The organism is Pseudarthrobacter albicanus (genome assembly GCF_018224015.1).
Classification (GTDB): domain Bacteria; phylum Actinomycetota; class Actinomycetes; order Actinomycetales; family Micrococcaceae; genus Arthrobacter; species Arthrobacter albicanus.
In genome coordinates this window covers 38,621-45,768 of record NZ_JAGPOT010000003.1, presented here as the reverse complement: position 1 = coordinate 45,768, position 7,148 = coordinate 38,621, and the positions used below count along the sequence as shown (strand labels likewise).

The following is a 7,148-nucleotide window of genomic DNA, read 5'->3' as shown; positions in this document are numbered from 1 at the left end:
AGACCACCGGCTTCTCGGCACCCACGGTCCTGAAATGGCGTAACCGCTATGCCGAGGGCGGGATCGAGGCCCTGTCCGATGTCCAGCGCCCGGGCCGGGAGCGGGAGATCGATGAGCTTGCCCTGATCGCCGACACCCTGACCAACGACGGGAAGCCGCCGGCGGAGCTGGGGATCTCGCACTGGTCCGCCCGGATCATGGCCGAGCGCCACGGGATTTCCTTTTCCTCCGTCGCCCGGATCTGGCGCCGCTGGAAGATCCAGCCGCACCGGATCGAGACGTTCAAGTTTTCCACCGACCCCGCCCTGGAGTCCAAGCTCCGGGACGTGGTGGGCCTGTATCTGTCGCCGCCGGAAAACGCGGTGGTGGTGAGCATCGATGAGAAGACCCAGATCCAGGCCCTCTCCCGCACCCAGGCAGAGCAGCCGTTGTCCCCGACGCACCCGCTGCAGCAGACCCATGACTATAAGCGCAACGGCACGACGACGCTGTTTGCCGCCCTGGAGGTGCTCACCGGCAAACTCAGCGCGAATGCCTTCTACCAGAAGCACACCAATGTCGAGTTCGTCGACTTCCTGGGGCAGGTAGCCCAAGCCCACCCCGGGGTTGAGCTGCATGTTATCTGTGACAATTACGGCACTCATAAGCACCAGAACGTCAAGGATTGGCTGGCTGAAAATCCCCGGGTGACTATGCACTTCACTCCGACAAGCTGTTCCTGGCTGAACATGGTGGAGATCTTCTTCGGGATCATCACCCGCCAGTGCCTGAAGCGTGGAACATTCAGCTCGGTGAAGGACCTGGAAGAAACCATGGAGCGGTACATCGAAAACTACAACAAGGACGCCAAACCGTTCACCTGGACCAAGTCCGCGGAGTATCTATTGGGTAAGATGAAACGCAAACAAACCATTAACACGGAACACTAGTTCTTCATGGGATTGAAAGAATCGTTCTTGAGACAATACTGCGCTGATCTTTCGCCCACCCCATGCTGGTCGGCCGCCCGGAACGTTGAACCAACGGCGTAGTCTGCAAGGTCCCGCGGCCGCCGGGGTTATCTACCCCGCCACCGCCGCCTTCGCCTCCTGCTTGGCCTCCATCCACTCGCTCAGCCACGGGGCCCGGACGCTCGACGTGATCCGGCAGTCGGCCACGAAGGTTCCCTTTGCACCGGCGTCAATCCAGTCCTTGAGCGCGGCAAGGTCCGCCAGCGAGCGGATGATCGCCGACTCGGCACCGAGCGCGCGGGCGATGCCACTGAAGTCCACCTCGGGGATCAGCATGGGCTTTTCGGTCAGGCCCTGGGAGCCGTATTGGTGGATTTCGGCTCCGTACGCGGCATCGTTGTAGATCACGACGACGGCGCTTCCCGCCGTACTAATGAGCGATTCGAGGTCGGACAGGCCCATCAGGAAACCGCCGTCGCCGGAGGCCAGCACCAGCGTGCGGCCGTCCTCCACTGCGCGGGCTGCCCCGACGGCGCTGGCAAGGCCCAACCCGATGGCCTGGTAGGCGGTCCCCACCATGACCAGGTCCTGCGGCCTCGGGATGTGCCAGTACATGGGTGCCCAGCCGACGAAGTGCCCTCCGTCCTGGACCACCGTGCGGCGCTCCGGCAGCACAGCATCCAGTGCCGTGGCAAGGGATCGCGGGTCCAGCCGTCCGTCCGGCGTCTCGACTGAGCCTGCCTGGTGCGACGGTCCCTCGGCCAGGCGTTTGCGGGCTTCCGCGCGCCAGCCTTCTGCGCGGCTGGCATCCTGCGAGGCCAGGCCATCCAGCATCCCCAGGATGCGTCCCGAAGCGGACTTCACGTCCGCGCTGACGAACGTATCCACCCGGGGGTGCGTCGGCTGCAGGGCGGCATCGATCTGGATGACGGTGCTGTCCGCGCCGAGCAGGTGCCCGAACCGCATGGTGAAGGGGCTCAGGCTCGCCCCGGCCACGAGGACCACATCGGCCTCACCCATAAGCCCGGCCGCGGTGTCCGTGCCGAAGCCGCCCGCCACGCCGAGGTACCCCTCGCCCTGGAGGAGATTGAGCGCCAGGGCGGTTCCGGCGGTCAGCGCGCCCAGGCGGTCAGCGAGCTCCCGGAGCTCCGGGCCGGCGCCGGCGAGATGCGCACCGCGGCCGGCGAGGATCAGCGGCCGCTTCGCCCCGGCGAGCAGGCGGGCTACCTGCCCCAGGCCGCCGTCGACGTCGTCACTCACCGCCGCTGCCAGCGGCTCGGGAAGCTCTTCGTCCGCAGCCTCGAGGGCTACGAGGTCGTAGGGAATGGCGATCACGACGGCGGTCCGCGTGGTGAGTGCGTATTCCACCGCCTGCTGCGTGATGGAGCCCGCGGCGTCGCGGGTGACGGTGAAGGTGGCCGCGCCGAGGCCCGCGGCGATGGCCGCCTGGTCCACGTCCTGGGGCCGGGCGCCGCTGCTCGGGGCGTCCCCGGTGACCAGCACCACGGGGATTTGCGCCTGCACCGCCTCGGCGAGGGCGGTAAGTGCATTGGTGTAGCCGGGGCCGTAGGTGGTGGTGCCCGCTGCGAGGCGTCCCGACGTCCGGTAGTAGGCGTCGGCCGCGGCGATGGCGGCGCCTTCATGGCGGACGGGGGAGAAGCGGAGGCCCAGCTGTTCCGCGGCGTCCAGGAAGTAGACGTTGCCGTTGCCCATCACGCCGAAAACATCGCTGAGATAGCTGCTGAGAACCTGCGCCACGCGGCCGGAAACGGTAAGTGAAGTCATGCAGGAATCTTGTGGGCTGGTTCACAGATGAGCAAGAGGGGCGAATTTGATTGGGATATTTGGCAGGTGGATGCAGGTATGAGTGAAAATATGCCCACTTGTGGCGCGCATCACCCGTCCTAGGCCGAAGGGCGGGATTCCTGCTCCGAGAGCCGGGCCAGGAGGCCGTCGTAGCGGGGCGGCATGAGCTCCAGCACGGAAATGGCCGTGCTGGTCCGCTGGATCCCCTCGATTTCAAGGATCTCATTGGTGATGCGGTAGAGATCGGCCGTGCTGCGCGCCACCACCTTGGCCATGAGGTCCGCGTCCCCGGTGGTGGCGTGCACCTCGATGACCTCCGGGATCGCGGCGAGCCCGTCTTCCACCGCACCTGTCCGCGTCTGGCTGATGGACAGGGAGAGGAAGGCCATCAGGTCATAGCCCAGCGCGGCGGGATCCAGCCTCCGGCTGAAGGAACGGAGGGCGCCGCTGCGCTCGAGCCGGGCCAGCCGGGCGTGGACCGTGTTCCGTGCGACGCCGAGCGTCCGCGACAGTGCCAGGGCGCTGGCTTCCGGATCCTTGTCGAGGGCCAGGATGATCCTGCCGTCGAGCGAATCCACGGTGCGGGGGTTCGGGATGGTCATATTTTCACCACAGACAGTAGAAGTTGAGCAGAAGTCCCAATGGACAGAGGGTATCTTGCAATGTGGGCCCGGTCACAATCATGATCGTTCCTCATGACCCGTGATCAGCTCCTGACCGCACCGGACACCGCGCTCCCCACTCTTCGTGGCGCGGTGGCCGGACTTCCGCCCTACGTCCCGGGCCGGCGCAGCGCCGGCCTTGACATCGCAGCCCTCGCCAGCAACGAAAGCCACTACGAACCGCTGCCCGCTGCCGCCGCTGCGGTGGCCGCGGCGGCCGGTACCATGAACCGCTACCCTGACAGTGCCGCCGTCGAACTCCGTGAACGGATTGCCCGCCACCTCGGCGTCACGGCCAGGGAGGTGGCGGTGGGACCCGGCAGCGTCGGCGTCCTCCAGCAGATCGTTACCGGACTGTGCGACGCCGGGGATGAAGTGATCTTCGCGTGGCGCTCCTTCGAGGCTTACCCCATCCTGGTTGAGCTTGCAGGCGCCCGGCCGGTCCGCATCCCGCTGGACAGCTTTGAGGGCCACGACCTCGAAGCCATGGCCGCGGCCGTCACTGACCGCACGAAGGTGATCCTGCTCTGCACCCCCAACAATCCCACCGGTGTGCCGATCAGCCATGAACGGATTGAGTGGTTCCTGCGTTCCGTCCGCTCCGACATCCTCGTGGTGATCGATGAGGCCTACGTGGAATACGCCGAAGCGGGCAGTGGACCCGATTCCTTGGCCCTCTACCGCCAGCACCCCAACGTCTGCATACTGCGCACTTTCTCGAAGGCCTACGGACTCGCCGGGCTGCGCGTTGGCTACGCCATGGCGGCGCCGGACATCGCTGAGGGACTGCGCCGGACCGCCCTTCCCTTCGCCGTGAGCGCGCTGGCCCAGAAGGCGGCCATCGCGTCGCTGGACGCCGGGGAGGAGATGGAAGCCCGGGTGGCCGCCGTCAAGTTGGAGCGCGCCCGGATGGCCGCTCAGCTGGAAGCCCAGGGCTGGAAGCTGCAGGCGAGCCAGGGCAACTTCCTGTGGATCCGTGCGGATGACCGCCTCCAGGCGAGGCTGGTGGACGCGTTTGACCGCGCGGGCATCCTGGTCCGGGCGTACCAGGGCGACGGCGTGCGGATCACCGTTGCCGATCCCGCCTCCAACAATCGCGTGCTCCGGCTTTTGGAAGCCCACGCAGCCTGAAAACCGACTGACCTGAAACCTCATCCGTTCCACCTACAACCAGAGGACTCCCCATGGAACAACAGACAATGACGTCTGGCCGCCCACTTGGCGCCGCACTTAAACCCCGGCAGCTCACCATGATGGGGCTCGGAAGCGCCATCGGCGCGGGCCTGTTCATCGGCTCCGGCGCCGGCATCCAGGCTGCCGGCCCGGCCGTGCTGATCTCCTACCTTGTGGCCGGCACCCTCATCATCCTGGTGATGTGGGCCCTCGGCGAGATGGCCGCCGCCAATCCGGACAGCGGTGCCTTCTCCGTTTACACCGCCAAGGCCTACGGGCCGGTGGCAGGTGCCACGGTGGGCTGGCTCTGGTGGCTGCAGCTCGTGGTGGTCATCGCGGCCGAAGCGCTGGGTGCGGCAGGCCTGCTTGCCACCATCTTCCCGGCCCTGCCGGTGTGGCTGATGGCCTTCGTGTTTATCGTGGTGCTCACCGCCGTGAACCTCACCAGTGTGAAGAACTTCGGCGAGTTCGAGTTCTGGTTCGCCCTGCTCAAGGTGGCAGCAATCGTCGGGTTCCTCCTGGTCGGCGCCGCCCTGCTCTTCGGCTGGCTGCCGGGCGTACAGTCGCCGGGCCTGTCCAACTTCACCGGTGCCGGATTCGCCCCCAGCGGTTTCGCCGGGATTGCCACGGCACTCTTTGTCGTCGCGTTCGCTTTCGGCGGCACCGAGATTGTCTCCGTGGCTGCAGCTGAGACCGCCGAGCCGGCCCGCAGCGTGAGGAAAGCGGTCCGGACGGTGCTGTGGCGCATCCTGGTCTTTTACATCGGCGCCATCTTCGTCATCGCCGCAGTGGTTCCCGTCGGTTCGGCGGGGCTGAAGAGCCCGTTCGCCGCGGTGCTGGATGCCGCCGGCATGCCCGGCGCAGCCACTGCCATCACCCTGGTGGCCGTCGCAGCGCTGCTCTCCGCCCTCAACGCCAACCTCTACGGTGCGTCACGGATGGCCTACTCCCTCGCCGAGCGGGGTGAAGCACCACGCGTGCTTGCCTCCGTGTCCAAGGCCCGGGTCCCGGTTGTTGCAGTCCTGGCCAGCGTCGCCTTCGGCGTTGTCACGGTTGTGCTGGAGCTGGCTTTCCCCGAGAAGGTCCTTCCCGTCCTGCTCAACATTGTGGGTTCGACGTGCCTGCTGGTGTGGACGTCCGCGCTCCTGGCCCAGCTCGCGCTGCGCCTCCGCGCTGACCGCGACGGGACGGAGCTTCCCCTGCGGATGCCCGGCTTCCCGTGGCTCACGTGCTTTGGCCTGCTCATCCTCGCGGCGATCTTCACTGTTGGCTTCATCGGCGAGGATTCACGCCCCCAGCTCCTGAGCACCTTCGCACTTGTGGCACTCCTGGCGGTGGCCAACTGGCTGCACCACCGGAGCGGGAGGGTCCTGCCCGTTGTCGAGTCTTCGGATGGCGCCAAGCAGCCAGTGCTCATGGACTGAATCAGGCGGCTTTAACCAGTTGGCGGGTTCCGTGCACACGAAGGGCGCGTCCGGCTTGGCCGGGTGCGCCCTCCGCCGTGGGTGCCGAAGTGCAAGGACGACGTTCAACGCCGTATTTGCCAATAATATGGAGGGTCACTGACGGCAAGCACACCTTGACGTCCTTGATCGAACACCCGCTTTAGGCGCATTCGGTGCTCAGGGTTGGTATTGCCCTGCAGCAGGCTGGCCATGTCATACAACACCGGGTGTGTTTCTGCAAAGTAGTTGTGTCCAAGGCCTAATAGAGATAAATCAAGGTTTCCCACTTGGATAGTGTCAATTCCGGGATGAATGGTGACGGGCGGTGTATGACCCGCGCGCTCAAAGGATTGCAAATGCCCAGAAAGTCGCAGTGCTTTGTCCTTCGATGAAACATACATTGTGGTGTTTTCCGACAAGGTAGGGAAAGCGGATGCAAGACTACTGAATGTACCTCGGTCCACGTCGGGTGCTGCAAGGATTATGATACCTAGCTTTATTTTTCTGCTACTCGCGAGGTGCTCAAACTTAGACACAACCCTTGAAAAGACTCGGTTACCCATTGAATGGGCAATTACATTTATTCGGGTTGCGCCGGTGCTGGTAGCCAATAACTCAATGTACTTTTCCAGGCTCGATTCGCTGGCATCGGCGCGGTTCTGGTCTGCGATATAACCACGTATGTTTCCTCTGGAGGGCCAGTTGAAAAGCGCCATTTGACCACGTATATCCAGGTCATGACCGATTTGGGCAGCACGGATTACTGCATCCTCAAACTTGGTGTTGTAGCCATGAATGTACAATAGGATACTTCCATCGTCCGTCTCGGACAAAGAGCTCCTCAAACTGCCGACAAAGTCATCATCATTGTTGAAAGTTTCGAATTTGGCGATTCGCATTTTCCGATCCCAAGCGGAAATTGAGTATAAGTGACGCCACCAAGGCGAGGCCACCGTACCGAAAGGCATGTCAGGCGGAATATGAACTAGGCAGCGGCCGTAGTGCAAAGAACCTATTTCATCGCGGTCACCGGAGTACCAAGGTCGTTTGTCGGGGACTTTTGCCGTCTGTCTGTTTGTGCCAAACCACACAGGAAATAGAATTGAACCTGG

Annotated in this window: 6 protein-coding genes; 3 read left to right on the top strand and 3 right to left on the bottom strand. The window is 64.2% G+C overall.

Annotated features, from left to right (window positions below; all coding sequences use genetic code 11):
* Window positions 1–929, top strand: a 929-nt coding sequence (locus J9611_RS01120) for an IS630 family transposase (protein WP_211876895.1), incomplete at its 5' end; no start/stop codon positions are given.
* Window positions 930–1,061: 132 nt separating this feature from the next.
* Here J9611_RS01120 and J9611_RS01115 read toward each other — a convergent pair.
* Window positions 1,062–2,735 carry a thiamine pyrophosphate-binding protein gene (locus J9611_RS01115; RefSeq protein WP_211876892.1) on the bottom strand — a complete coding sequence of 558 codons (1,674 nt, stop codon included), beginning with the start codon at window positions 2,733–2,735 and terminating at the stop codon, window positions 1,062–1,064.
* 119 nt (window positions 2,736–2,854) lie between these two features.
* On the bottom strand, window positions 2,855–3,358 hold the full coding sequence (locus J9611_RS01110; protein WP_211876890.1) for an Lrp/AsnC family transcriptional regulator: 504 nt from the start codon (window positions 3,356–3,358) through the stop codon (window positions 2,855–2,857).
* 93 nt (window positions 3,359–3,451) lie between these two features.
* On the opposite strand from J9611_RS01110, the gene hisC reads away from it, so the two are divergent.
* Together hisC and J9611_RS01100 are read left to right on the top strand one after the other, a co-directional pair.
* Window positions 3,452–4,549, top strand: a complete 1,098-nt coding sequence (gene hisC, locus J9611_RS01105) for a histidinol-phosphate transaminase (protein WP_211876888.1) — start codon at window positions 3,452–3,454, stop codon at window positions 4,547–4,549.
* A gap of 53 nt (window positions 4,550–4,602) precedes the next feature.
* Window positions 4,603–6,015, top strand: coding sequence for an amino acid permease (locus tag J9611_RS01100; RefSeq protein WP_211876886.1), 1,413 nt, complete (start codon window positions 4,603–4,605; stop codon window positions 6,013–6,015).
* A gap of 104 nt (window positions 6,016–6,119) precedes the next feature.
* Here J9611_RS01100 and J9611_RS01095 read toward each other — a convergent pair whose 3' ends face one another.
* Entirely contained in the window at window positions 6,120–6,935 is an 816-nt protein-coding gene (locus tag J9611_RS01095; RefSeq protein WP_211876884.1) for an alpha/beta hydrolase, read from the bottom strand.
* Window positions 6,936–7,148: the final 213 nt, after the last annotated feature.